The sequence below is a fragment of the Nostoc sp. KVJ3 genome (genome assembly GCF_026127265.1).
Lineage (GTDB): Bacteria > Cyanobacteriota > Cyanobacteriia > Cyanobacteriales > Nostocaceae > Nostoc.
Genome location: NZ_WWFG01000002.1, coordinates 2,590,668 through 2,614,753, shown reverse-complemented (window position 1 = coordinate 2,614,753; position 24,086 = coordinate 2,590,668). Strand labels below are relative to the sequence as shown.

Genomic DNA, 24,086 nt, shown 5'->3' with positions numbered 1-24,086 from the left:
TGTTAATAGCGATGGTTTATTGTCGCCTATTATGGGTTTTAGAATCCCTTAACCTCGCGGGGCTGCCTCTTCAAAGGGACGGATAATCGGAGGGGCTGGTGTAACTTCGGGTTTAAAAATTCCCTGCAATGCTTGTTCTAAGGTTTGTGCCATGACAATTCTGTTTTCGTAAGCTACGACTACCCGCACCAAAGTTGGTAAGCTATTTTGTGTGGCTTCTAGATAGATTGGCTCGACATAGAGCAGCGATTGCTCAATAGGAATTACTAGTAGATTGCCTTGAATGGCTCTTGACCCCTGACGATTCCACAGGGAGATTTGCTGAGAAATTACTGGGTCTTGGTTAATTCGCGCCTCAATTTGCTCTGGGCCGTAAACCAGGCGTTCTTTAGGAAAGACATATAAGAATAGTCTACCGTAGTTCTTGCCATCCGATCGCGCCGCTAACCAAGCGATTAAATTAGTCCGTTGTTTGGGAGTATAGGGCAGAAGTAGGATAAATTCTTCTTTCCGAGAAGCTGCGTCAACAAAAGTTACAGTCGGTAGACTTGTAATCAAATAGTATGGCTCTACCGGACGGGGTTCACTGCCATAGATTTCGTTAGGAATCTGCCATTGGTCTTCCCGGTTGTAAAATACCTGGGGGTCGGTCATGTGGTAAATCATCAATCGCTCAGATTGAAGTTTGAAAAAGTCCACTGGATACCGCGTATGACTGCGGAGATTTACTGGCATTGAACTGAGCGGTTTGAACATTTGGGGAAATATCGCCGACCAAGTAGCAATGATCGGATCGTTCTGATCGGCAATATAGAATTTCACAGTGCCGTGATACGCATCAATCACTACTTTGATAGAATTGCGAATGTAGTTAATCCCATCGCTACCAGTGTCTGAGTAAGGATAGCGATCGCTCGTTGTGTAGGCATCAACAATCCAGTAAAGATAACTGGGATGACTGGGGGAATCTTGATTAGCAGCAGCAGCTACCAAATAGGGATCGCTGTCAAATTTAAGGAAGGGTGCGATCGCTTGAATTCTTTGTTTAACATTTCGCCGTAATAGCACCTTTGTATCTGGCAAAAAGTCCCGCGTCAGCACCATCTGCCAATCTTTCAAATACATGGCAAATAACCACCTTCGCCATGCTGAACCGATTTCAATGCCACCCAGACCATCGTAAGAGTTATAAACATTATCACTACCACTGGGGTAATCTAGTTCTCTCACTTTTGTGCCAGTCATTACGTAACTATTAGTAATTTCACCGTAATAAATCCGGGGTTGCCCAATGGGAATACTGTCACGAATGGCTTTACTGGCAGTTGTGAGGGCGCTACTATCACCGCTAATATCTTTAACAAAATATTCTGGTAGCCCACCCGCCCCAACTGTATTAACTGGGCTAACAGTAAATCCGAAGCCGTGGGTATAAATTAAATGGCGGTTAATCCATGTTTGAGCTTCCTGTGGTACAGCACTGTAGTCTAATTCTCGTGCAGCGATGAGTACCTGTCGCCGTTCTGTTGGTTCAACGAAGAGGCTCTTTGCTGGGGGCAGGGAGCGGGGGGGAATGACCCCTGACTCCTGCCGTGTAGCGGAGCGGAACATGGGTCTGAGTCCCCTACTTCTGTTAAGTAGTTCTCGTACCCTTCGGGAAGCTAACGCAACAGATGAGGTTGAATCCCTTTCTGTTCCATCCCCCTTGCTCCCCGCTCCCTGCTCCCCTGCCTCTTTTTCAATCGGTTCTAGTGGCTTTTGGGAAGCAGTTGGTCGAGGTGAAGTTAAATCTGTTTTGAGAATGTAGCGGTCAATATCGGCATCGGGAAACCGATAGTAGGGGCGAATTTGTTGCAACTGACGATTAGTTTCTAATAGTGGTCGCTGATCCCACAGGCGAATATTGCGAATTGTCAAGTCATTCTTTTGAATATCAGCTTCAGTTAATGTCCCTTTGGGGTTAAAGGTTCTAGTATCGATGGCTTCTAAATCAAATGCTTGACGAGTCAAGGCGATAGTCCGCTGAATATAGGGTTGCTCTCGCTGCAACTCATTAGGTTGGACAATTAAATATTGCACTACTGTAGGTAGAACAATATCAGTGGCTGCAACCATTACTAGATAAACCGCCAACCCGTAAAAAACCAAGGGACGATACTGAGATTTGGGTTTCCAAAAAAGCGTTCGTCCAAGTAGGTAAAAGGCGATCGCTACTGCCATAACGCACAACACAGTGTAAGCTGGCAACTGGGCTGTCACATCTGTATAGCTAGCACCATAACTGACACCACGGCTAGAATACACCAATTCATAGCGACTTTGCCAATAACTCAAAGCCACTACCAACATCAACAAGCCACCCATACCGAATAAATGGCGTTGCTGCTGGGGTGAAAAACCAGGAAAAATCCCCTGACTCAAACTGTCTGCTGACATTAGATAAGTGAGAGTAACAGCGACGAAGCCATACAAACATAATCCCATCAGCCAGAGTTCTAACAGTTCCCAAAGGGGTAAGGAAAATATGTAAAAGCTGATATCTTCACCAAATAAAGGCTCGGTGCTGTTGAAAAGAGTCGGGTGAAAATATTGCAGCACCTTTGGCCAGTTTTGGGATATGATAAACGCAAAAATGAGACTGAACAAAACTGCGATCGCACTTAGGAAAAATTCGGGGTAAATTAGAATTGCGATCGCTACTCCCGCAATGAAACCGAGATACCAGACTTGAGAGACAATCTGCTTCAACAGTTGCCAGATTGTCTCTGGTCTAAATAGCGCGGGAATCGTTAAATTAACTGGAGAATGCCAGTAGAAAAGAGCAATTTGCCCATAGTGAGCCATCATCAACCCGATTAACAAGCTCAGTACGAGAGTTAGCGGTAATAACCAGCGTAATTTTAATGGTTGAAAGCCTTGCGGTGCAAGTATCGGGGTTTCATTACATCCCGGATAATTAGGACTGAGAAAACTTGTTAATTCACTACCTAGTTTTGCTGACTCAATCTTTAAAGAAGGGGGATATTTTAGTCGTTTTGCTAAAGCAAGGTTTAGCAGTAGATAGGTAGCAGTTATCCCAGCCACGAGTACCCACAAAACACCACAAGTCACCACTCTCATCAGAAATACTTGGAGATAGCCGACTTCCTGAAACCAAAAAATATCTGCACCCAAGTGGGAACCCATATCCAAGAGTAGCCACAGACCGAAAAATCCAATTAATAGTCTAAAGCCCCATTTCCAATACATTGATATGTAATTTAAGATGTCTACGACGGGCTACACTTACGCATTTGCTATTCTCAGGGCTATCTTCTTAAACTCCGGGGGTCAAGTGCATCTCTTAGCCCATCACCCAGTAAGTTGAATGCTAACACTGTGAGGATAATCAGTACAGCCGGTGGCCAAATCAACCAAGGTTGCAGTACCAAAATTGAAGCATTGCTAGCCAAAGAAAGCATATTGCCCCAAGAGGGATCTGGTTGTTGTATTCCCAAACCGATGAGACTCAGTATCGCCTCTGAGCCAATAAAGCTGGGAATTGCAAGAGTAGCAGAGATAATTACATAACTAGCCGTTTGCGGCAAAACGTGGCGGAGGATGATATAAAGCGGGTTTCCGCCCATTGCGCGTGCTGCTTGAACAAATTCCCGCTCTTTAATTGATAGTACCTGTCCTCGAATCACCCGTGCTAAACTAGCCCAGCTAATAACCGAAGTAATCACTACAATTAGCAAGAAGCGCTGGGTACTGCTTAAACCTGCTGGTAAGACTGCTCCCAAAGTTACCAAAAGATAAATACTAGGGAAGGTCATTAGCACTTCTGCCAAACGCATGATGACGCTATCAGTTACACCGCCGAAATAGCCGGAAATTCCACCGATGAGCAAACCGAGGGGATAGGTAATAATAATGCCAAAAATCCCGATAAACATACTAATGCGACCGCCATGCAACAAGCGGCTAAATTGGTCGCGTCCTTGGTCATCAGTACCCAAGATGTTGATTTTTGCGCCACTTGTTGTCCCAAATAAATGCCAATTTAAGGGAATACCAGGAAAGATTGTGACTTCATCCCACTTGGGAGGTAGTGGCAAACTCATCTGCAACAATCGATATTCTGGGCCGGAGACAAATAGACCCAGAGGTGATGGCTTTTTGAAGTCTACAATGAGTTTGCGATCGCCTGTTTCTAAATTAGTGTCTCCCTGAGTCGTGGGATAAACATGAGGCCCGATAAACTGTCCTGACTGAGAAACCCAATGTATCTGAGTTGGTGGCAGCAGTGAACCATTAGGTTGTGAGGCGTAGGGGTCATAAGGAGCCACAAAATCTGCTGCAATTACTCCTATGTAAAAAATTAACAGCAAAATTGTCCCAAATTGTGCTAGAGGATTTTTCCTCAGTCGTTGCCACCAATCCATAGTAGTTAGGAGTTATTAAGTTATGAGTTATGAGTTATTAAACTTTTATCTTAATTCATAACTCCCGATTAATAATTCTCAACTTCTAACTCTGCCAATTTTGGATTTTGGATTGAAGAAAAAATCTAAAATCCAAAATGGAACCACTCCTAACTTGCAACTCCTAACTTCTCTAAATACCGTTGCTGTTCTTGCTGTTGTTTTTCGTGTTCTACAACAAATACATTTGAGTAGAGATTAGCCAGAATTTGTTTACCCTGTTGTGTCAATGATAGGTAATGCAGTCCCTCTTGGATATAAGGATAGACCCCATTCCAGTAAAACTTAGCGTAGTTATTCCGTAAATCGGCTGGGGTTTTATAGCCCAAAACTTTATTTACACCAGTTTCTTCAAACTCGTAAAATAAAGAAGTGATTTTCTTCAGATAACGCGGGTCGCTTAGTTGACCAATTAAATCAGCTGCGCGGACTAACCCAGCAAAACATTTTGTATCTTGATGATCTTCTGCCGCAGGTACAGGGAATCGAGTCAATTCAATATTGCTCTTAATTGCGTCAGCATCTATTAACTTATGACCTCCAAAACGCTCATCGATAAAAAGCTTGGCTCGATCGACATGATACGGCGTGAGACTGGCATCAGAAGCGCCAGGTTCTACAGAAACCATTCTGCCATTTTTACCTGTGGCATATAAACCTGCTGCTTCTTGGTCTTGTCGGCAAACTCCCTTAACGTAGCCAATATCATGGCTTACTAAGGAAATGATACAATGCAACCAGTCTTCACTGGAAACACCACCTTCCCTGATGTGTTTGCCGCGTAAGATTTCTTGTCCCACTAGGGTAACAAGAACAGTGTGTTCAACATTGTGATAAAGTGCGTCACTATTGGCAATATTTTCTAAAGCCATGTTACCAGCCCAGGCGATAATATCCTGATAATCATTTTTGAAGCAGCCATAAGTGCGACGGTAGCCTTCTCGAATTTCATTTACAAAGGCATCAATTAAAATTTCAGTGGCATTGAACATATCTGTTTACTCTGGTAAATACCAATTATTTATTGATTTGATTGATTTCAAAGTTCCATCATCAGGGCCACCCTGGCTGGAATTATAGAGTTTGCTCCTTTGTAACTCACCTGTAGCTGTAGACGCTAGTTTTAACTGTGTCTGGATGTATGGCTTCTTGACAACACCAAAGCTTTAGAAGAATTATAGGTTACGTAGATAAAAGAATTTGTTGGTGCAATAGAATACATTTATGGTTCAAGTTTGAATCAAATAAACCTAGATTAGCTTTATCAGTTTTTCATATCTCAGCATTAGTTGACAGTGATCTAAATGCTTATTTTGTGTGACATAGAGTAGCTAGATGAGATGAGATAATTTTTTGGATCGTAATCTAAATACAATCTTTAAGCATCTTTGTTGGTAATTACTCTTAGGAAAAGCGTTGTATTATATACTGTTATACAGCAAAGACATTTACTATGAAATGCGTCATAGTTGATGGGAAGTAAATATATTTCAAGTTTTCTTAAGAAAATACCAAAATTGGTATGCATAGACAGAAAGTGGAGGTGGGACTGTGAGCGATGAAAGTGTTTCAGAAGTCGAGGTGAAAAAACCTGTAACCTCTGAAGATGCTAGCTTTTTGAGCAAATCAAATCAAAAACTAACCAGGGTATGGTTGAAGCCGTTATTCTTGGGTGCTGGTTTAGGAATTGCGATCGCATTTGGTGGGATGGCTGCATTAAGCCGTCTGTCATCCCGTCCACAAAACGCAGTTGCAGATAAAACAGTTAACCCAGCGATGACAGTCACTATCGCCACAGTAGAAACGGCTCGGATTGTCCGCACCCTAAAGACTACTGGGACTGTAGCAGCGAGTAATTTAATTCCGGTTTTACCACAGACCAACGGCTTACAAATCAAAAGCATCCCAGTAGATATAAAAGAAGGGGCTTTTGTGAAAAAAGGTCAGGTGTTGGCGGTGTTAGATGGTTCCATACTCCAAAACCAAATTAGCCAAGCAAAGGCAGATGTGGAATCAAAACAAGCAGATGTGGAATCAAAACAAGCAGATTTCGCATCCAAGCAAGCAGATTTGGCATCAAACAAAGCCGTAGTCCAGCAAAAACAGGCAGATTTAGCTCAAGCTAAGGCGAAGCTAGAAGAAGCAGCCAAAAATTATCAGCGCTATCAACAACTCGCTGACTCTGGAACGATTAGTAAGCAAGAACTCGATACTCGTTCTTATGCTGTAAAAACTGCTATCCAAGTTGTGAATCTATCCAAAGAGAATCTGCATAGTGCCCAAGCTAATATCGGCAGCGCTCAAGCTAATATTGGTAACGCCCAAGCGATCGTCAACAAAGCTAAAGCCGACGTTCGCAGCAGTGCTGCAAAGGTGCAACAGCTACAAACTCAGTTGGGACAAACTGTGGTTCGTGCGCCGGTTGCGGGAGTCATCGCCGAGAAACTGGCCAGAGTCGGTGATGTAACTGGTGTACCGCCGCAAACCCAGGCGGGAACTGTGATTGGTGGCACACAAAAGTTATTTTCGATTATTCAAGACGAAAAACTGGAACTTCAGGCTAAGGTTCCTGAAATTCAATTAAATCAGGTGAAAATTGGTGCATCTGTGCAAATTACTTCAGATGTCGATCAGCGCGTGCGATCGCAAGGACGAGTCAGAGATATTCAACCCCAGGTAAACGATCAAAGGCGTGAGGCTACAGTCAAAATTGACTTACCGCCAACAACTTTACTTAAACCAGGAATGTTTGCTAGTGCTGCAATTACTACTAATTCAGGGATGACAATAGTAGTGCCGCAAAAAGCAGTCCAGTCTTTACCTGACTCAAGTGTAATTGTATTCACCTTATCGAGTGGAGATATAGTCCACACCCAGAAAGTAGAGTTAGGAGAACCTACTAATGAGGGCAAAGTAGAAATCAAGAGTGGCTTACAATTAGGCGATCGCATTGTAGTTGATGGTGCAGGATATCTCAAAGATGGCGATCGGGTTCGAGTTGCAAAGTAAAAGGGAATGGGAGATGAGGGAGCAGGGGGAGCAGGGGAGGCAGGGGGAGCAGGGGGAGCAGGGGAGGCAGGGGAGGCAGGGGGAGCAGGGGAAGAAAAACTATTGATTATTGATTGCCCAATGCCCAATGACTAATGACTAATGCCCAATGACTAATCTAAAATTTCCTCATGTCTTTTAATATCTCAGCTTGGTCGATTAAAAAACCTGTTCCGACGATAGTTTTATTTTTAATTTTGACGGTGGTGGGTTGGTTTTCCTTCATCAGCTTGGGGATTGATATTAACCCAAATATTGATGTCCCAACAGTTTCAGTCAAAGTCACCCAACCAGGTGCAGGGCCAGTAGAACTAGAATCCCAAGTGACGAAAAAGATTGAAGATGCCGTTGCGGGGTTGGGCAATATCGATTACGTAATTTCTACCGTCAGCGATGGAAATTCTAAAACGACAATCAACTTTATTTTGGGTACAGATAGCGATCGCGCCACCAATGATGTCCGCAATGCGATCGCTCAAATTCGCCAAGATTTACCCCAAGATATCAACGATCCAATTGTGGAACGTCTGGAGTTTTCCGGCGGCCCGGTGATTACTTATGCAGTTAAATCTGATCGGCGTTCTGTAGAAGAATTAAGCAATATTGTCGATCAAACCATTAGCCGCGCCTTATTGGGAGTTCGTGGTGTGGCCCAAATTCAGCGTGTGGGTGGGGTTGACCGAGAAATTCGGATTAATCTTAATCCAAACCGCTTACAATCTCTGGGTATTACCGCCACCCAAGTAAACGACCAAATCCGCGATTTGAACATTAACTTACCTGGCGGACGAGCCGAAGTCGGTGGTAGCGAACAAAGTATCCGCACATTAGGAAGTGCTACCAGTGTAGATATTTTGAAAACTTACGAAATCCTCTTACCACAAGGTGGTTCCGTACCCTTATCCAGTTTGGGAACCGTAGAAGATAAATTTGGTGATGTGCGCCAAACCGCCACCTTAAATAATCAACCTGTGGTAGCTTTCCAAGTATTGCGGAGTACTGGTAGCGTTTTGGTGACAGTGGAACAAGGAGTGAAAGCAGCAGTTAAGGAACTACAAAAAACACTTCCTCCAGATGTCAAGCTAGATTTAATTTTTACTAGAGCCGATATTGTTCGCCAATCTTACCAAAGCACCATTGACGAATTGATTCAAGCTTCCATCCTGGCGGTCATCGTTATTTTAGTGTTTTTGCGGGACTGGCGAGCAACATTAATTACGGCTGTTGCCTTACCCCTGTCAATAATTCCCACCTTCGCAGTGCAGCAAGCCCTTGGCTACACCCTCAACAATATGACTTTGTTGGCATTAGCGTTGGCGGTGGGCAATTTAGTAGATGATGCCGTTGTCGAAATTGAAAACATGGAACGGCACATGGCTATGGGAAAATCAGCTTGGGAAGCGGCTTTTGATTCTTCTGACGAAGTAGGATTAGCGGTAATCGCAAGTTCATCGACCATTGTTGCCGTATTTCTGCCCGTTGCCTTTATGGGTGGAATTCCAGGGCAGTTTTTCCAACCATTTGGTGTTACTGTTGCCGTTTCCACAATTTTCTCAACCCTGGTAGCGCGGATGGTTACGCCGATGATGGGGGCGTATCTTTTACATGAGAAGGAGGGGAGTGGGGAGAAGGAGGCGGGGGGCAGGGAGCAGGGAGCAGGGGAGTAATAAAATTGTTTAATTTCAAGTTTACACTTCCAGGTAGTAATAACGGGAGTAGAAAACATAGAACTAAAAAGCGTCCTGGCTTTCAACCTTATAGATCGCTGCTACAGTGGGCGTTACGCCATCGATTGACAACAATGGCGATCGCTTTAGCTTTCTTTGTTGCCAGTTTGATGCTAGTTCCCTTGATTCCCAAGGGTTTTGTTGATGATGGCGATTTCGGAATTTCTAATGTATCGATAGAATTACCTCCTGGTTCGACATTGGAAGATGTTAACAAGGTAGTGACACAGACTACTGACATCATCCGCAAAAACCCAGTAGTTGAACGCGTACTAGCAACCCAAGAGATCAATTCTGCAAGCCTTGCCATTAACCTCAAACCCAGAGAAGAACGAAATATTTCCCAAAAACAGTTTGAGGAACAAGTACGCCCTTCCTTTGGGCAAATACCAGGGGCTAGAATTAGTTTTCAAAGTCAGTCACCAGGTGATAGCCGCAAAGGTTTATCAATTGTTCTCAGGAGTGAAAATCCCGAAGCATTAAATCAAGCTGCTGATGCCCTAGAAAAGCAAATGCGATCGCTACGCGGATTGGTAGAAGTGTCTTCTACTGCGAGTTTAGTGAAACCAGAGATTTTGGTAATTCCCAACCCGCAACGGGCCGCAGATTTGGGAGTGACAGTGCAAGCGATCGCTCGTACCGCTTCCCTTGGTACTATTGGTGACAATGAGGCCAACTTGGCAAAATTCAATTTGAGCGATCGGCAAATCCCCATTCGCGTCCAAATCGATCCCAAAGCGCGGGCTGACATCAACACAATTACCAATCTCCAAGTCCCTAGTCAAAGTGGCAGATTAGTTCCCCTTGTGGCAGTTGCAGATATCCGTTTTGGTAGTGGCCCTGCCACCATCAACCGTTACGATCGCGCCCGGCAAGTTGCCGTAGAAGCGAATTTGCAAGGCATTTCTCTGGGAGAGGCTGTACAAGCCATCAACAAACTACCTGTGATGCAAAACTTACCGCCAGAGGTAGTACAGCAACCCTCCGGTAGCGCCAAAATTATGCAAGATATTTTCGGGCGCTTTGGCGGTGCATTGGGTTTGGCATTAATGTGTATCTATGCAATCCTGGTGTTGCTGTATAACAACTTCCTTCATCCATTATCGATTATGGCGGCGTTACCCTTTTGTTTAGGTGGCGCACTGGTAGCCTTGATGATTGCCCAAAAGCCCTTGGGGATATATGCCCTAATTGGTATCATCTTGTTATTGGGGATTGTCACCAAAAACTCGATTCTGTTAGTGGATTATACAATCATCAACATGCAAGAAGGTAAAACCCAGCGTCAGGCACTTGTAGAAGCTGGTGTGTCACGTCTGCGTCCGATTATTATGACATCTCTTGCAACGATCGCTGGTATTCTACCTTTAGCATTAGGAATCGGTGCGGGTTCTGAAGTTCGTCAACCAATGGGAATTGCCATTATGGGCGGTTTTACAACTTCCACCCTGTTGACACTGGTGGTAGTGCCAGTGATATTTAGCTACATTGACAACTTCCAGAATTGGATTAAGGATAAATTGAGCTATGGCTTAGGTAAGAAACCACAGCGTTCATAAAGAGTTTGGAGAGACGCGATGAATCGCGTCTCTTGCCTTAGAGGATGTTTAAAAAGTCCTTTTCTTAGTAGCAAAACGTTTTAGATCCCCCTAAATCCCCCGATAAATTGGGGGACTTTGATTCCAGTTCCCCCCTTTTTAAGGGGGGTTAGGGGGGATCAACAAGTGCCTAAAATCATAGCTAAATACTTGTTCATTCAACCTCTTAACAAGAGGTAAGGAAGCAGGAGTATAGCGTAATTTTCCCCTGCTCCCTGCTCTTGCCGATGCCATTTGTGCGATCGCATTTATCAGTGGGAATCATAACAAACAGATTCACCACAGTAAATACCCAATGGCATACCAAAACATTACCGCTTCCCTTTCCCCAAAAGATATCCAAGAAATTAAAGCAGCCTTTGCAACTATCCAAGCAAAGTTACCTTTTCTCGTGACTCTGAGTGCAGAAGAACGACGTAACTTATTTAAGATGGGCGATAAAAGACTATCTTTTGTCAACAATAGCCTGATTGCTGCCCAATCTAACCGAGACATTTTACCAGCTAGTTTTGATTTAGAAGAATTTGTGCGAGATTATCAACTAGCCGCTAACCTCACCGAAGTTTTGATTGGACTGCGACAACTGACAGAACAGGTAGATGATACCTTAATGGCTGTTGGTAGCGAAGCAATGGGTAGCAGTTTGACAGTTTATGATTATGTCAAGACTGCTGCTAAGAAAACTCCAGGGTTAAAAACTATTGCTCAACAGTTAGGGGAACGGTTTAAAGCTATAAAAAGTAAACCCGCGAAAGCTGCTGTAGATTCTTAAAGGCTTTTAAAAAGACTTTAGTGATGTAGCCAATACTTTGAGATCCCCCTAAATTCCCCTTAAGAAGGGGGACTTTGACTCCGGTTCCCCCCTTTTTTAAGGGGGGTTAGGGGGGATCTCGAATGACTATATACTTTGAGATCCCCCTAAATCCCTCTTAAAAAGGGGGACTTTGACTCTAGTTCCCCCCTTTTTTAAGGGGGGTTAGGGGGATCTCGAATGACTATATACTTTGAGATCCCCTAAATCCCTCTTAAAAAGGGGGACTTTGACTCCGGTTCCCCCCTTTTTTAAGGGGGGTTAGGGGGGATCTCGAATGACTATATACTTTGAGATCCCCATAAATCCCTCTTAAAAAGGGGGACTTTGACTCTAGTTCCCCCCTTTTTTAAGGGGGGTTAGGGGGGATCTCGAATGACTATGCACCAAAACCTACGCAGTATTGGTTAGCGGGTATAAATACTAGAAACTATGACAAACAAACTCAATAGCAGCAATCTCTATTTACCTTACAATCCAAAGCTTGTAGAAAGAGCAAAAGAACTTCGTAAAAATATGACCCCAGCAGAAACAAAGCTGTGGAATGAATATTTGAGAAATTTTCAATATCGGGTTTTAAGACAATAACCGATTAATCATTTCATAGTTGATTTCTACTGCCCTACTTTACAAACAGTGATTGAAATTGATGGGGATAGCCATTTTACAGATGAAAGTCAAGATTACGATCTGGAGAGAACAAACATTTTGGAAGGCTATGGTTTAAAGATTATTAGGTTTACAAACAGTCAAGTTTTAAATCACTTTGATAGTGTGTGTGAGCAGATACAGCATTTGATCCCCCCTAACCCCCCTTAAAAAAGGGGGGAACCGGAATTAAAGTCCCCCTTCTTAAGGGGGATTTAGGGGGATCATTAAGGACTATGCACTTTAACCGAATAGTATTGAGAGTTTCCTGATTTGCAAAACGAGATGTATTTTTTAATCAATGAACCTCAAAGCATCGTCAATGAACCTCAAAGCATCGTCGATGAACCTCAAAGCTTTGTCAATGAACCTCAGAGCTTCGTCGATGAACCTCAGAGCTTCGTCGATGAACCTCAAAGCGTCGTCGATGAACCTTAAAGCTTCGTCGATGAACCTCAAAGCTTCGCCGATGAACCTCAAAGCTTCGCCGATGAACCTCAAAGCTTCGCCGATGAATCTCAGAGCTTCGTTAACGAGCCTTTAATACTCGCCCACGAGCATTAAAGGCTCTCAATCAGGAATTAGGAATTGCAAGCTTGGTATTATACTCATAAGCGCGTGTAATCTGCCGCCTTGCCCTGATTTATGCTCATAACTCCCCGCCACACAAACAAGCTTTCCCTCTTTTTCCTTTTCTGTTTTACCCTACTCCTGACTTTCTTCCTCACTCTCTCTTGGGTAAACGCCAAAGAAAAACCTAAACCCAGACCCCAAGATTGGCAGATTAACGGTATATCAGCAGCCCTTGATGATGGACACGACCAAGTTAAGGGATATGCTCTGAACAAATTAGTTGAGTATGATCTGAAAGATTTGAAATCCTTGGGTAAGAAACCGGACGATATTGCTCAAAAAGCTGACAAAATCCTCAAGGATAAATCCGTTGACAAGTATGTTCGTAGAGGTGCAGCAGTGGCATTGGGAAATCTAGGGGAGGCTGCCAAACCCTACCTCAAAGACATCCTCGACATCCTCAAGGATAAATCCGTTGACATTAATGTTCGTTCCGGTGCAGCAGTGGCATTGGGAAATCTGGGGGAGGCTGCCAAACCCTACGTCAAAGACATCCTCGACTTCCTCAAGGATAAATCCGTTGCCTCAAATGTTCGTTCCGGTGCAGCAGTGGCATTGGGAAATCTGGGGGAGGCTGCCAAACCCTACGTCAAAGACATCCTCGACATCCTCAAGGATAAATCCGTTGACTCAGATGTTCGTTCCGGTGCAGCAGAGGCATTGGGAAATCTGGGGGAGGCTACCAAACCCTACGTCAAAGACATCCTCGACATCCTCAAGGATAAATCCGTTGACTCAGATGTTCGTTACGGTGCAGCAGTGGCATTGGGAAATCTAGGGGAGGCTACCAAACCCTACGTCAAAGACATCCTCGACATCCTCAAGGATAAATCCGTTGACTCAAATGTTCGTAGAGGTGCAGCAGAGGCATTGGGAAATCTGGGGGAGGCTGCCAAACCCTACGTCAAAGACATCCTCGACTTCCTCAAGGATAAAACCGTTGACTCAGATGTTCGTAGAGGTGCAGCAGAGGCATTGGGAAATCTGGGGGAGGCTGCCAAACCCTACGTCAAAGACATCCTCGACTTCCTCAAGGATAAATCCGTTGACATTAATGTTCGTAGAGGTGCAGCAGTGGCATTGGGAAATCTGGGGGAGGCTGCCAAACCCTACGTCAAAGACATCCTCGACTTCCTCAAGGATAAATCCGTTGACATTAATGTTCGTTACGGTGCAGCAGTGGCATTGGGAAATCTGGGGGAGGTTAATAAACCCTACGTCAAAGACATCCTCGACATCCTCAAGGATAAATCCGTTGACATTAATGTTCGTTACGGTGCAGCAGAGGCATTGGGAAATCTGGGGGAGGCTGCCAAACCCTACGTCAAAGACATCCTCGACTTCCTCAAGGATAAATCCGTTGACTCAAATCTTCGTTCCCGTGCAGCAGTGGCATTGGGAAATCTGGGGGAGGCTGCCAAACCCTACGTCAAAGACATCCTCGACATCCTCAAGGATAAATCCGTTGACATTAATGTTCGTTACGGTGCAGCAGAGGCATTGGGAAATCTGGGGGAGGCTGCCAAACCCTACGTCAAAGACATCCTCGACTTCCTCAAGGATAAATCCGTTGACTCAAATCTTCGTTCCCGTGCAGCAGTGGCATTGGGAAAAATAGAACAACTCAACCTAAATAATATTGTTGTAATTCTGGATAGCGTCTATTACGCAGGTCAATCAGAATTTGCACAGTGGCGATTTTTGACATATTTCCTGGGTGACGACACTAATGAAGTCAAAACACTGCTCACATGGTTGGGTTTTCCTGACACTAAAACGATTCCTACTTCATTAAGCCACGATCGCGGTGATAAAACTCTCAAAATCTTTGCCCAAGCCTGGGAACCCAGTCAAGGTTTAGAACGATTAAGGGAAGACTTAGCAAAGCAAATTGCTGTAGTTGCGAGAAAAGTCTCTTGGCAACCACAAGATATTGCCATTTTAGAAACTCACTACAACAACCTCAAAAACGCCGGATATAGTGAAGCAGATTCGCTGCAATCAGTAATAGTTACCCTCAAAGGCTGGCAGTGGTTTTTTAACGCCAAAATGACGATTTTGATTCATGCTGCCTTTTGGCTTGCCCTCATCTTTGCCTACCCTAAATTTCCCCAAATCCAAGCCATCTTCTTCTGGAACCCTTGGGTACGCCGTATTCTTGGCGTGGGCTATGTCGGCTTTCTCCTCACCTGGTTTCCACCCTTCCGCCGCAAATTATTTGAACCCTTCAAACCTTCCCTATTAGCCGATGCTGGTTTAGATAACTTTAATGACCAATCATACTTCCCAGAGTCCAGAGTCAAAGTTCCCAGTTCCGAAGAAATCCTCCCTGTCACCGCAGCCTTACCCAGTATCAAAGGGCAAATAGTCTTAGAAGGCGATTCTGGTTTAGGCAAGTCGATGTTTCTCCGTCATCTCTTGAAAAACTCCCAGCGCATAGTCGTCTATCTCCCCGCCCAAAAGTGTCATAAAGGCGTAATTGAAGCCATCCAAGAAAAGCTACACGGCCAAGCCCAAGATGCTGGCTTCCTAAAAAACCTAATTTACAGTGGTGCAATTGACATCTGCATCGACGGACTCAACGAAGTCACCGCCGAAACACGGGCGAAAATCTGTCAGTTTGTCGAAAGCTATTTCCGGGGCAACATTATCATGACAACCCAGCCCCTAGAGTGGACACCACCCTCAACAGCCAAAACCTACTACTTGCAGCCCCTTGAACAACAACAAATTCAAGAGTTTTTGATATCCCGTCAGTCACGACTATCCAAAGATGCCAAAATTCAAGGTGCTGATTACGCCCAAGCCAGCACCAATTATTTAACAGAAGTCCTCAATAACCAGCAAGCCAAAGAAGAGTTAGATGCTGTCCGCCGAATTCTTTCCAATCCAATGGATCTAACAGTAGTAGCGCTGATGTTATCACAAGGCAAATACCCTAACTTGTTTCGCTTACAAGAACAGCAATACAATTTAATGGCGGCAGAATACTTCAAAGAATGGAATCAAGAATTTCCGTTAAAAAAATTCTCAGCCGCCGTCTACGAAATGCGACTCGAAGACAAACAAGCCTTACCCGCAGATGAATTTTACCAAGTTGCCATGTCTTTGTCAGACGAAAAATACAAGATGGTAGTCAGCCGACAATGGCAAGATGAAAAAGGCGAAGCCAAGAAAGAATGGTACTTCCGCCACGATAAAATCATGGATTTCTTCTTAGTGCAAAACTTTCTGGGCGAAACTGATGCCGCCGAAGGACTATTAGTTGATAGAATGGGCGACCCGCGTTTTCGTGGCGTTTATTTTTTGCTAGCAACGTTGCTTCCTTTAGATGCAGCCAAAGAACTGCGCGAAGATTTGATTCAATACGCGGCGGATACTAAAGACAATACGGTGAGTAATACCTTTGTGCAGTTGTTGCGGACAAGATAAACCACATCTATCTTGAAACCTGTAGTTCTTCGGTGATGAAAATAATATATCCCAAAGACATCCCAAAGACGCAATAAATCGCCGTCTCTACAAAGGACTGATTATTGTAAAGACGGCGATTTATCGCGTCTCTTGCCTTAACCGAATAGTATTGGTTGTGACTGCTTCGCTCCATACCCTTCTCCTTCACAGACGCTATTCGCGTTCGGGTTCTCCAACGGAGTACACAATGACACCAGAGAGATTTTGTATATAAGTCAATACAGTTCAGTTAAGCATTTATTTCTTCTCTCAGTACCCTCTGCGCCTCTGTGGTTCGTTAAAATAATTGACTTTGGCAAAAGGTTTTAGCCTTAACTGAACCGTATTGGTATATAAGTGCGTATGCAAAAATATTTATGTCATTGCGAGCGGAATGAAATGTAGCGAGGCAATCCCAAGACCTTGCGTTCGCGAAGCGTGTCCGAAGGACTTATGCTTCATTCCGCTTTGCTCCATTCGCAATGACAAATGTATATTTTATTTTGCATTACTACTTATTACTTCTTGAATCGGAACTCGGATTTTACATAAAATAATGGGGATAGTTAACACCATCCCCATTGAATTGAGCAATAGCTCAAGATATTTCCTTAATAGCTTACAGTTGAGGTACGTATTGCTGCTTCTCAGGAACTTCAGCGTACTCAGCTACAATCTGGCGGAATTCTGCGCCGTCAATGGTTTCTTTTTCGATGAGCAAATCGACTAAACGATCTGTGACAGTCCGATGATCGCGGACAATCTTCTTAGCATTTTCATAACATTCTTCAACGATCGCTCGCACTTGTCCATCAATGCGGGAAGCGATGGATTCGGAATACTCAGATCGAGTTGTCCAGTCACGCCCTAAAAATACTTCACCCTGCTGGCTTTCCAATGAAAGGGGCCCTAAATCGGACATCCCGAAACGAGTCACCATCTGCCGTGCCATTCCCGATAACTGCTGCAAGTCTCCACCAGCGCCAGTTGTGACTTCGGCAGCCCCAAAAATCACCTCTTCAGCAGCCCGACCACCCAAAGCACCAGTAATCCTGGCTTTCAACTGAGAACGAGAAATTAACCCCTGTTCTTCGTTGGGTGTAAACCAAGTTAAACCCTGTGCTTGTCCCCGTGGGATTAAGGTGACTTTCTGTACTGGGTCGTGGTCTTTTAATAAAGTCCCAACTAAAGCATGTCCAATTTCATGGTATGCAATTAAGCGTTTGCTCTTGCTATCCACCAAAGGAGTGCCTTCCATCCCCGCAACTACCCGATCTACCGCATCATCAATTTCGCGGAGGGTGATCGCTTCTTTGCGTCTTCTCGCGGTCAAAATTGCTGCTTCGTTGAGTAAGTTAGCTAAGTCAGCCCCAGTAAATCCAGGAGTGCGGCGCGCGATCGCATCTAAAGATACACTAGGGTCTAGTTTCTTGTTCCGCGCATGGACTTGCAAGATTTCCAAACGCCCTTTGATGTCGGGTGCATCCACTGTTACTTGTCTGTCAAAGCGACCGGGACGCAACAAGGCTGAGTCTAATACATCGGGACGGTTGGTAGCAGCAATAATAATGATGCCTGTGTTACCTTCAAACCCGTCCATTTCGGTGAGTAACTGGTTAAGGGTTTGCTCTCTCTCATCGTTACCGCCACCGATACCAGCACCGCGTTGTCTTCCTACTGCGTCGATTTCATCGATGAAGATGATACAAGGGGCGTTATCTTTGGCTTTCTTAAACAAATCGCGGACGCGGGATGCACCCACACCAACGAACATTTCGACAAATTCCGAACCAGAAATACTAAAGAATGGTACACCTGCTTCACCAGCGATCGCTTTTGCTAGTAAAGTTTTACCAGTTCCAGGAGGCCCAACTAACAGCACTCCCTTGGGAATCCGTGCGCCCACAGCCGTAAATCTTTCTGGCTGTTTGAGGAAGGTGACGACTTCTTGTAGTTCTTCCTTCGCTTCTTCAATGCCAGCTACGTCGTCAAATTTGACCCCGGTTTTCGCCTCCATTTGGAAACGTGCTTTGGATTTGCCGAAGTTCATTGCTTGACCTGGCCCGCCGGGGAGGTTGCTAGAACGCCGGAACAAAAAGAACAGCCCGGTAATCAATAAAACTGGAAACACGAGATTGCCCAACAATCCCCAGATTGCGCCATCATTCCGCATCGGGTGAGCATCAAAACTAATATCTTTTTCTTTGAGCTTTTTAATTAACTCAGGAGCGTTAATAGGCAAATCTACTCGCCACCTTTGGACACGATTTTCGAGGTCTGGATCGCGCGCTTCTATAATAGCAGTCCTACCGCCTTCGTAGAGATCCACACTGCTGACGCGATCGCCATCCAAGTATTCTAGAAAGCGACCATAAGTCATGCGGGTATTAGCTGTATTCTTACTCATGTCAGTAGGAGCGCCTGCAAAGGCTCCTTGCCAGAAGAAAAAGCCAATTACCAAAGCCGGCAATGTCCAGAGTACTACGACTTTCCAAGAGAATTTCATTTTAATTGCCTCTAGATGCCTATACAACTCGTCAGTATTAGCAACCGAATGTTAATCACTCTGTCACTTTAAGCTGTTAAACGGATGTCTATAAATCCATTTTGTTTAATTCGATCTCTTATATGCACTGCCATAAGCCAACCAGAGTATTATGGCAATGCCAACAAGAATCTTAATCAAAGTTAACTTAATTTTAATACAAAATCGCACGATATAAGGGAGATGAGGGAGACAGGGGAGACAGGGGGAATTATTGAACAAGTTTCTTCCCAATGCCCAATTCCCAATTCTTAACTTGTCGCGGAAGTCCCCACCTTCAATGTACTCATAAGGTGGGGATTGTGAGCGGGGGGTGAGGATTGCATCCAGTATTGTTTTAACAATACTGGATGTATGACGAAGCGCAAAGTGCGGTCTTGGGGTTTCCCCCGCCGAAGGATGCGCGGAGCGCTGTAGAGGAGCAACTTTGCAAGACAGCACCAAAATTTTCTGATAAAATTATTGGGTCTTGGCCACCAATGCCGTAAGCGAAAACCAAGCTGTATAGGTAAGTGTTACAAGAAAAAAATTTGGGTCTTGGGAACCAGGACTCCTGACAAGAGGAGGGAATGTAAGACCAATAGAATTAAGCAGTTCTGGAGGCTATTCCCGATGAATTGGGAGAGCTACGTCCGTCTTACGGCGTGGTAGTTCACTGCTTTACTTAACTTCTGTAATTTTGAGAGTATAAGGAAGATACTTACCTTTTTGGTAGGAACCAACCCAGATTTGATAACTTCCAGGTAGCCATTCTCCAACAATGCCGGCATTTTTGCCATCAAAATCATCATTGCACCAAGTACCACCAGGCCCCTTGATAATGATGGTGGTGTCTTCAGGGCTTTGCACTTGCAGCTTCAGGTAGTCAAATTTACTTGTTAGCACTAATGTGTGGTCTGGTGTTTCATCAACAAATCCAGTACAAGGGCCAGTGGCTGTTTCACTTCTTCCACCTACTTGATTCCCAGATATTGAACCACCACTCATCCCGCGAACTGTCAGAGGGTCTGGCGAAAACTGCGGACTAATAGTTAAATCTCCAAATATCGTTGGCGCTTCTTGAGCATCAGTCACAGCATTAACTGTCAATGTGATGAAGAGCGTAACTATCATGAATGATAATCTCATCCCTCTATTGAGCGCTTTTGTCGGCATTGTAATTACGTTTGCTTCTAAGTGTTTTTGAAGACATGATTTTTACACACCAAGTTCCCAAAATGAGGAGAATTGACTACCTATTTTAGATTTAAAGTTGGGGATAATTCATTCGTAATTAGTCAATGATTTTTTGTTCTTATCAGAGAAATGGGTTTAAAACCCCGTCGTAGAACGACGGCTTTATATTGTTGGTGTAATGTTGTATATTTAAAAAGTTGGGACGATAACCAAGTCCAAAACACAAACATTTTTCTTGAATACCGTAGGGCTTGCGGGAAGGCATAAGCCTAAAGTCTGTGGAGCGAACATAAGACCGAAAAACTCCTTGAGGGTAGAGGCAGTTGCGAAACCCCAGAAATGGTGAGTCCGGTGCGGTCTTGGGGTCTCCCAAATTGGAGCAACCGGCGAACCCAAAGGGGAAGAAGCAGAAACCTAAATCGTGAGGTTTGGGAATCTTCGCCGTTCTACGGCGGAGAGGATGTCAAAGTTGCTCTACCTGATGGATAGGGGCGCACAAACGTGCGCCCCTAAAATCTAAAATATTTCTAAAATCTGGAAGTAATCGCTAATTAGCTTCTGTTATTGCCCTACTCAAGCGCGACTTATCTAAACCAATCTGATTTAGTAGTAACCAAGATTGAATGAGGTCGGGGCCATGAACATCTCCAGTTAAGGCTGCTCGGAGCGATCGCATTACCAAACCTTTTTTAACCTTTTGCTCTTTCACCACTTGTTTAATAATATCCTGAGCAGCAGCTTCCGACAGTTGCGGCTGATTTTCTAAAGCTGTGACAATTGCCTCAAGCACAGCAGTAGAACCTTCTTGCTTCAGTTGTGTACTACCTTCTTCGCTAAATTCAACTGTATCACTAAAAAACAGTTGGCTTTGAGGTACTGCATCTACTAAACGAGTCAAACTTTGGCTAATTAAAGTTACTAACTGCTCTAACCAGGAGCGATTTCTTGCAGTATCAAATTTATACCCAGCCGCTTCCCAAAAGGGTATGAGTAAATCTGTCAGTTTATCTACTGGCGTATTGTGGATATACTGACTGTTCAACCAATCCAGCTTGTCCCAGTCAAACTTTGCACCGGCTTTATTTACCCGTTCAAAGCCAAATTCTTTGGCTGCTGTTTCTAAGGTAAATATTTCTTGCGTCGAGTCGGGTGGCGACCAACCCAGCAATGTCATGTAATTGACCAAGCCTTCAGGAGTAAAACCCATTTTCTGAAATTCCGAAATGGAAGTGACACCATCCCGCTTAGAAAGCTTGCGTCCTTCCATGTTCAAAATTAGCGGCGTGTGGGAGAACTCTGGAATTTTTGCACCAATTGCTTCATATAGTAAAATTTGCTTGGCGGTGTTGGCAATGTGGTCTTCTCCGCGAATCACATGGGTAATTTGCATATCGATGTCATCCACTACAACGACAAAGTTGTATAGTGGTTGACCGCTACCCTCTTCTGAAGCACGGACGATAACCATATCACCACCTAAATCGCTACCTCGCCAAGACACTTTCCCCCTTACTAGGTCATTCCAGACAATTTCTCGCCCATCTTCGATTTTGAAACGAATCACAGAAGAACGACCCTCTGCTTCAAAAGCGGCGCGTTGTTCTGGGGTGAGGTTGCGGTGACGGTTGTCATAGCGGGGAGCTTCGCCTCTAGCTTTTTGGGCAACTCTTAGGGCCTCAAGTTCCTCGCTGGTGGTGTAGCAGCGATAGGCTAATCCTCGATCTAACAGTTTTTGCACTACTTCTTTATAAAGATCCAGGCGTTGGGATTGGAAAAATGGCCCTTCATCCCAGTTCAGCCCTAGCCAGCGCAGTCCTTCAAGAATATTGTCGGTGTATTCGGGACGCGATCGCTCTAGGTCTGTGTCTTCTATTCGCAATATAAATTTCCCGCCGTGGTGACGGGCAAATAGCCAGTTAAATACAGCCGTTCTAGCTGTACCGATATGTAAATTTCCGGTTGGACTCGGTGCAAGACGGACTCTAACAGTCACAGTTAATTCTCTCTTTTGCAAAGCATGATAAATGTAGCTTATATTCAAACTCGGAATTCAGAGTTGATCCCTTTGGGTAATTCAAAATTAAAATCACCCAGGTTCAGTTCGGTGAGTCAATACCAATAAATTTAAAACGGGACTGACGGGGCTCGAACCCGCAACTTCCGCCGTGACAGGGCGGTGCTCTAACCAATTGAACTACAGTCCCTTGTTTGTCAACTTTGCTATTATCACTATTTTTTTTTAACTTGTCAAGTGTTTTGGAGTGGGGAATTAGGAATTATTTTTGCCTAGTACAGTGCGGCGGAAATAAACCACCCATTCCAAATCAATGAAACCCTCATGCTGTATTCGTTTTTAATTTTTAATTTTTAATTCCGCCCTGCGGTGCTAGTCTCTCTAAGATGCGAATTTTTCGTTAAATAGACCGTGATAATACAACCTGGGGTTTGGATTCCAGATGCTGCAATATTCGGGATTGCATTTGTTTATACTGCTGCTTTAATAGCTGTTTGCTCAACTGGGGTTGAGAAGCGGGTGGTAGGTGATGACTCTGTTGCACCCAGGTTTTCAACATTTGTCGCTGAGTTGGCTCAATGCGACTGCTGAGAACGCTCGTACAGGAATGTGGTGCTTCCAGAGTAAAGAAAATCAAAGCATAGTGTTCATTTTCAGCCAGTAAACTTACCAGCCGAAGATTTTGGGGATTTTGCATATCTAAGTAGCACGGTAGCCACTTAGGAGCCAATTTCCGATTGTAGAGTACAGTCACCCACAACAACATCGGGTGAGGGGATGTCACAAAGATAAATTGGTTGTAAGAGGTAGAAAGGGCATAGTTTTTGATTTCTTCTTTAGACAACATTAACCATAGTGCTGTGATAGATCCTTGTGTAGTGTCTGTAAGCTGGGGAAAAACAATTTCTTGAACTGGTTTATTTTGAGGCCACAAAAGTTGTTGACAGCTTTGTTCTACTGCAATTGGTAATCCAGAGTTGAAAGGATAGTTAAGAATGGGACTAGAGGCTAATTTTGGAGGTAAAGTGTTAGAATTTGACTGTTCTAAGCTATTTAAAACTTGTAGGATTTGAGCGATATTTTGGGGGCGATCGCTTGCTTTTTTTGCTAGACAAGACATGATTAAATTATTTAGCTTCTGAGGTATTTTCAGAGAGGGTTTAACATCTGCGATCGTTTTTGGCGCTTCAAAGTGATGTGCTTTATACCAAGCACCAAAGTAATCTGTTTCTGGTTCCCAGGGTTTTTTGCCTGTGAGCATTTCAAACATCATCACCCCCAGACTATAAATATCAGAGCGGCTATCTAATTTTTCCCCATCTAGCTGTTCTGGAGAACAATAGGGCAAAGTGCCATTAAATCCATTGCTTGTACTAGCTGTTGACACATAATTTAAAAATCTAGCAATCCCAAAATCGAGAATTTTAACTAACTGACCCAATATCGGATCGGGAATAACTAATATATTGGCAGGTTTGATATCTCGATGAACTAACGGGCAAATTTTGCCATCAACGTTAATGCCTTGATGGGCGCACTGTAAGCCCAAACAAATTTGGCGGGAGAGAGTCAAAAACATAGATAGTGATAAAGGAATTAAATCCTTTAAACTCTTGCCACAAAGATATTCCATAACGTAGTATGGTTTGCCTTTCTCATTCACACCATAATCATAGGCCCGCACTATATGTAAACTCTTTTGACTCAAAGCTGCACTCATTAAAGCTTCACGAGCAAAGTCTTGTTGCATTTTTGTATTGACAACAGTCTGAGTCAAAAACTTGATAGCAACTGGTATGCCTCCTAACAAAATATCATTTGCTAAGAAAACTTCACCCATGCCACCGCTACCAATTAATTGCTTGATTTGATAACGATTAGCAAGCAAGCCCTTACTATTTGGAGATATAAATGGGCTTTGATTCACTTTGTTCACCTCTGCTAATGAGTCTATTTAAGGTTAGCAATAC

The 24,086-nt window shown here is 44.0% G+C and carries 15 protein-coding genes, 1 tRNA gene and 1 pseudogene; 7 read left to right on the top strand and 10 right to left on the bottom strand.

What is annotated here, in order from left to right; translation table 11 throughout:
• Nucleotides 1–48: 48 nt before the first annotated feature.
• The 3 genes from GTQ43_RS27115 to GTQ43_RS27105 form a co-directional block, all read right to left on the bottom strand.
• Nucleotides 49–3,249, bottom strand: coding sequence for a UPF0182 family protein (locus GTQ43_RS27115; RefSeq protein WP_265275775.1), 3,201 nt, complete (start codon nucleotides 3,247–3,249; stop codon nucleotides 49–51).
• Between the two features lie 59 nt (nucleotides 3,250–3,308).
• Entirely contained in the window at nucleotides 3,309–4,424 is a 1,116-nt protein-coding gene (locus GTQ43_RS27110) for an ABC transporter permease (RefSeq protein WP_265275774.1), read from the bottom strand.
• Nucleotides 4,425–4,573: 149 nt separating this feature from the next.
• The gene (locus tag GTQ43_RS27105; protein ID WP_265275773.1) at nucleotides 4,574–5,455 is read right to left on the bottom strand and encodes an Npun_R2479 family HD domain-containing metalloprotein; all 882 of its coding nucleotides are present in this window, start codon (nucleotides 5,453–5,455) and stop codon (nucleotides 4,574–4,576) included.
• A gap of 559 nt (nucleotides 5,456–6,014) precedes the next feature.
• On the opposite strand from GTQ43_RS27105, the gene GTQ43_RS27100 reads away from it, so the two are divergent.
• The 6 genes and pseudogenes from GTQ43_RS27100 (at nucleotide 6,015) to GTQ43_RS41845 (ending at nucleotide 12,466) form a co-directional block, all read left to right on the top strand.
• On the top strand, nucleotides 6,015–7,472 hold the full coding sequence (locus tag GTQ43_RS27100; protein WP_265275772.1) for an efflux RND transporter periplasmic adaptor subunit: 1,458 nt from the start codon (nucleotides 6,015–6,017) through the stop codon (nucleotides 7,470–7,472).
• A gap of 6 nt (nucleotides 7,473–7,478) precedes the next feature.
• Complete coding sequence (locus GTQ43_RS27095) at nucleotides 7,479–7,607, top strand: hypothetical protein (RefSeq protein ID WP_265275771.1); 129 nt, start codon at nucleotides 7,479–7,481, stop codon at nucleotides 7,605–7,607.
• 35 nt (nucleotides 7,608–7,642) lie between these two features.
• A pseudogene (locus tag GTQ43_RS27090) lies at nucleotides 7,643–10,797 on the top strand (efflux RND transporter permease subunit).
• A 334-nt stretch (nucleotides 10,798–11,131) separates the two neighbouring features.
• Nucleotides 11,132–11,608 carry a hypothetical protein gene (locus GTQ43_RS27085; RefSeq protein ID WP_265275770.1) on the top strand — a complete coding sequence of 159 codons (477 nt, stop codon included), beginning with the start codon at nucleotides 11,132–11,134 and terminating at the stop codon, nucleotides 11,606–11,608.
• 471 nt (nucleotides 11,609–12,079) lie between these two features.
• A complete protein-coding gene (locus GTQ43_RS41850) occupies nucleotides 12,080–12,235 on the top strand; it encodes a hypothetical protein (protein ID WP_414859139.1) in 156 nt (51 codons plus the stop codon).
• A 48-nt stretch (nucleotides 12,236–12,283) separates the two neighbouring features.
• Nucleotides 12,284–12,466, top strand: coding sequence for an endonuclease domain-containing protein (locus tag GTQ43_RS41845; protein WP_414859138.1), 183 nt, complete (start codon nucleotides 12,284–12,286; stop codon nucleotides 12,464–12,466).
• A 123-nt stretch (nucleotides 12,467–12,589) separates the two neighbouring features.
• Here the strand turns inward: GTQ43_RS41845 and GTQ43_RS27075 are convergent, their stop codons facing one another.
• Nucleotides 12,590–12,796: a hypothetical protein gene (locus GTQ43_RS27075; protein WP_265275769.1), complete on the bottom strand. Its 207-nt coding sequence runs from the start codon at nucleotides 12,794–12,796 to the stop codon at nucleotides 12,590–12,592.
• Between the two features lie 144 nt (nucleotides 12,797–12,940).
• Between GTQ43_RS27075 and GTQ43_RS27070 the strand changes: the two genes are divergently transcribed.
• Nucleotides 12,941–16,360, top strand: coding sequence for a HEAT repeat domain-containing protein (locus GTQ43_RS27070; RefSeq protein ID WP_265275768.1), 3,420 nt, complete (start codon nucleotides 12,941–12,943; stop codon nucleotides 16,358–16,360).
• A gap of 7 nt (nucleotides 16,361–16,367) precedes the next feature.
• On the opposite strand, the gene GTQ43_RS27065 is transcribed toward GTQ43_RS27070, so the two are convergent.
• The 6 genes from GTQ43_RS27065 to GTQ43_RS27040 form a co-directional block, all read right to left on the bottom strand.
• Complete coding sequence (locus GTQ43_RS27065) at nucleotides 16,368–16,535, bottom strand: hypothetical protein (protein ID WP_265275767.1); 168 nt, start codon at nucleotides 16,533–16,535, stop codon at nucleotides 16,368–16,370.
• A 465-nt stretch (nucleotides 16,536–17,000) separates the two neighbouring features.
• Entirely contained in the window at nucleotides 17,001–18,887 is a 1,887-nt protein-coding gene (gene ftsH2, locus GTQ43_RS27060) for an ATP-dependent zinc metalloprotease FtsH2 (RefSeq protein WP_265275766.1), read from the bottom strand.
• Between the two features lie 699 nt (nucleotides 18,888–19,586).
• Complete coding sequence (locus tag GTQ43_RS27055; RefSeq protein ID WP_265275765.1) at nucleotides 19,587–20,081, bottom strand: hypothetical protein; 495 nt, start codon at nucleotides 20,079–20,081, stop codon at nucleotides 19,587–19,589.
• A 568-nt stretch (nucleotides 20,082–20,649) separates the two neighbouring features.
• Entirely contained in the window at nucleotides 20,650–22,095 is a 1,446-nt protein-coding gene (gltX, locus tag GTQ43_RS27050; protein ID WP_265275764.1) for a glutamate--tRNA ligase, read from the bottom strand.
• 137 nt (nucleotides 22,096–22,232) lie between these two features.
• Nucleotides 22,233–22,306 (bottom strand) — tRNA-Asp (locus tag GTQ43_RS27045).
• A gap of 210 nt (nucleotides 22,307–22,516) precedes the next feature.
• A complete protein-coding gene (locus GTQ43_RS27040) occupies nucleotides 22,517–24,043 on the bottom strand; it encodes a serine/threonine protein kinase (RefSeq protein ID WP_265275763.1) in 1,527 nt (508 codons plus the stop codon).
• Nucleotides 24,044–24,086: the final 43 nt, after the last annotated feature.

What these genes read in the sequence shown, in the direction of transcription:
- GTQ43_RS27115 (WP_265275775.1), bottom strand. Translation starts at nt 3,249, where the DNA reads ATGTATTGGAAATGGGGCTTTAGACTATTAATTGGATTTTTCGGTCTG.
- GTQ43_RS27110 (WP_265275774.1), bottom strand. Translation starts at nt 4,424, where the DNA reads ATGGATTGGTGGCAACGACTGAGGAAAAATCCTCTAGCACAATTTGGG.
- GTQ43_RS27105 (WP_265275773.1), bottom strand. Translation starts at nt 5,455, where the DNA reads ATGTTCAATGCCACTGAAATTTTAATTGATGCCTTTGTAAATGAAATT.
- GTQ43_RS27095 (WP_265275771.1), top strand. Translation starts at nt 7,479, where the DNA reads ATGGGAGATGAGGGAGCAGGGGGAGCAGGGGAGGCAGGGGGAGCAGGG.
- GTQ43_RS27085 (WP_265275770.1), top strand. Translation starts at nt 11,132, where the DNA reads ATGGCATACCAAAACATTACCGCTTCCCTTTCCCCAAAAGATATCCAA.
- GTQ43_RS41850 (WP_414859139.1), top strand. Translation starts at nt 12,080, where the DNA reads ATGACAAACAAACTCAATAGCAGCAATCTCTATTTACCTTACAATCCA.
- GTQ43_RS27070 (WP_265275768.1), top strand. Translation starts at nt 12,941, where the DNA reads ATGCTCATAACTCCCCGCCACACAAACAAGCTTTCCCTCTTTTTCCTT.
- GTQ43_RS27065 (WP_265275767.1), bottom strand. Translation starts at nt 16,535, where the DNA reads ATGGAGCGAAGCAGTCACAACCAATACTATTCGGTTAAGGCAAGAGAC.
- ftsH2 (WP_265275766.1), bottom strand. Translation starts at nt 18,887, where the DNA reads ATGAAATTCTCTTGGAAAGTCGTAGTACTCTGGACATTGCCGGCTTTG.
- GTQ43_RS27055 (WP_265275765.1), bottom strand. Translation starts at nt 20,081, where the DNA reads ATGCCGACAAAAGCGCTCAATAGAGGGATGAGATTATCATTCATGATA.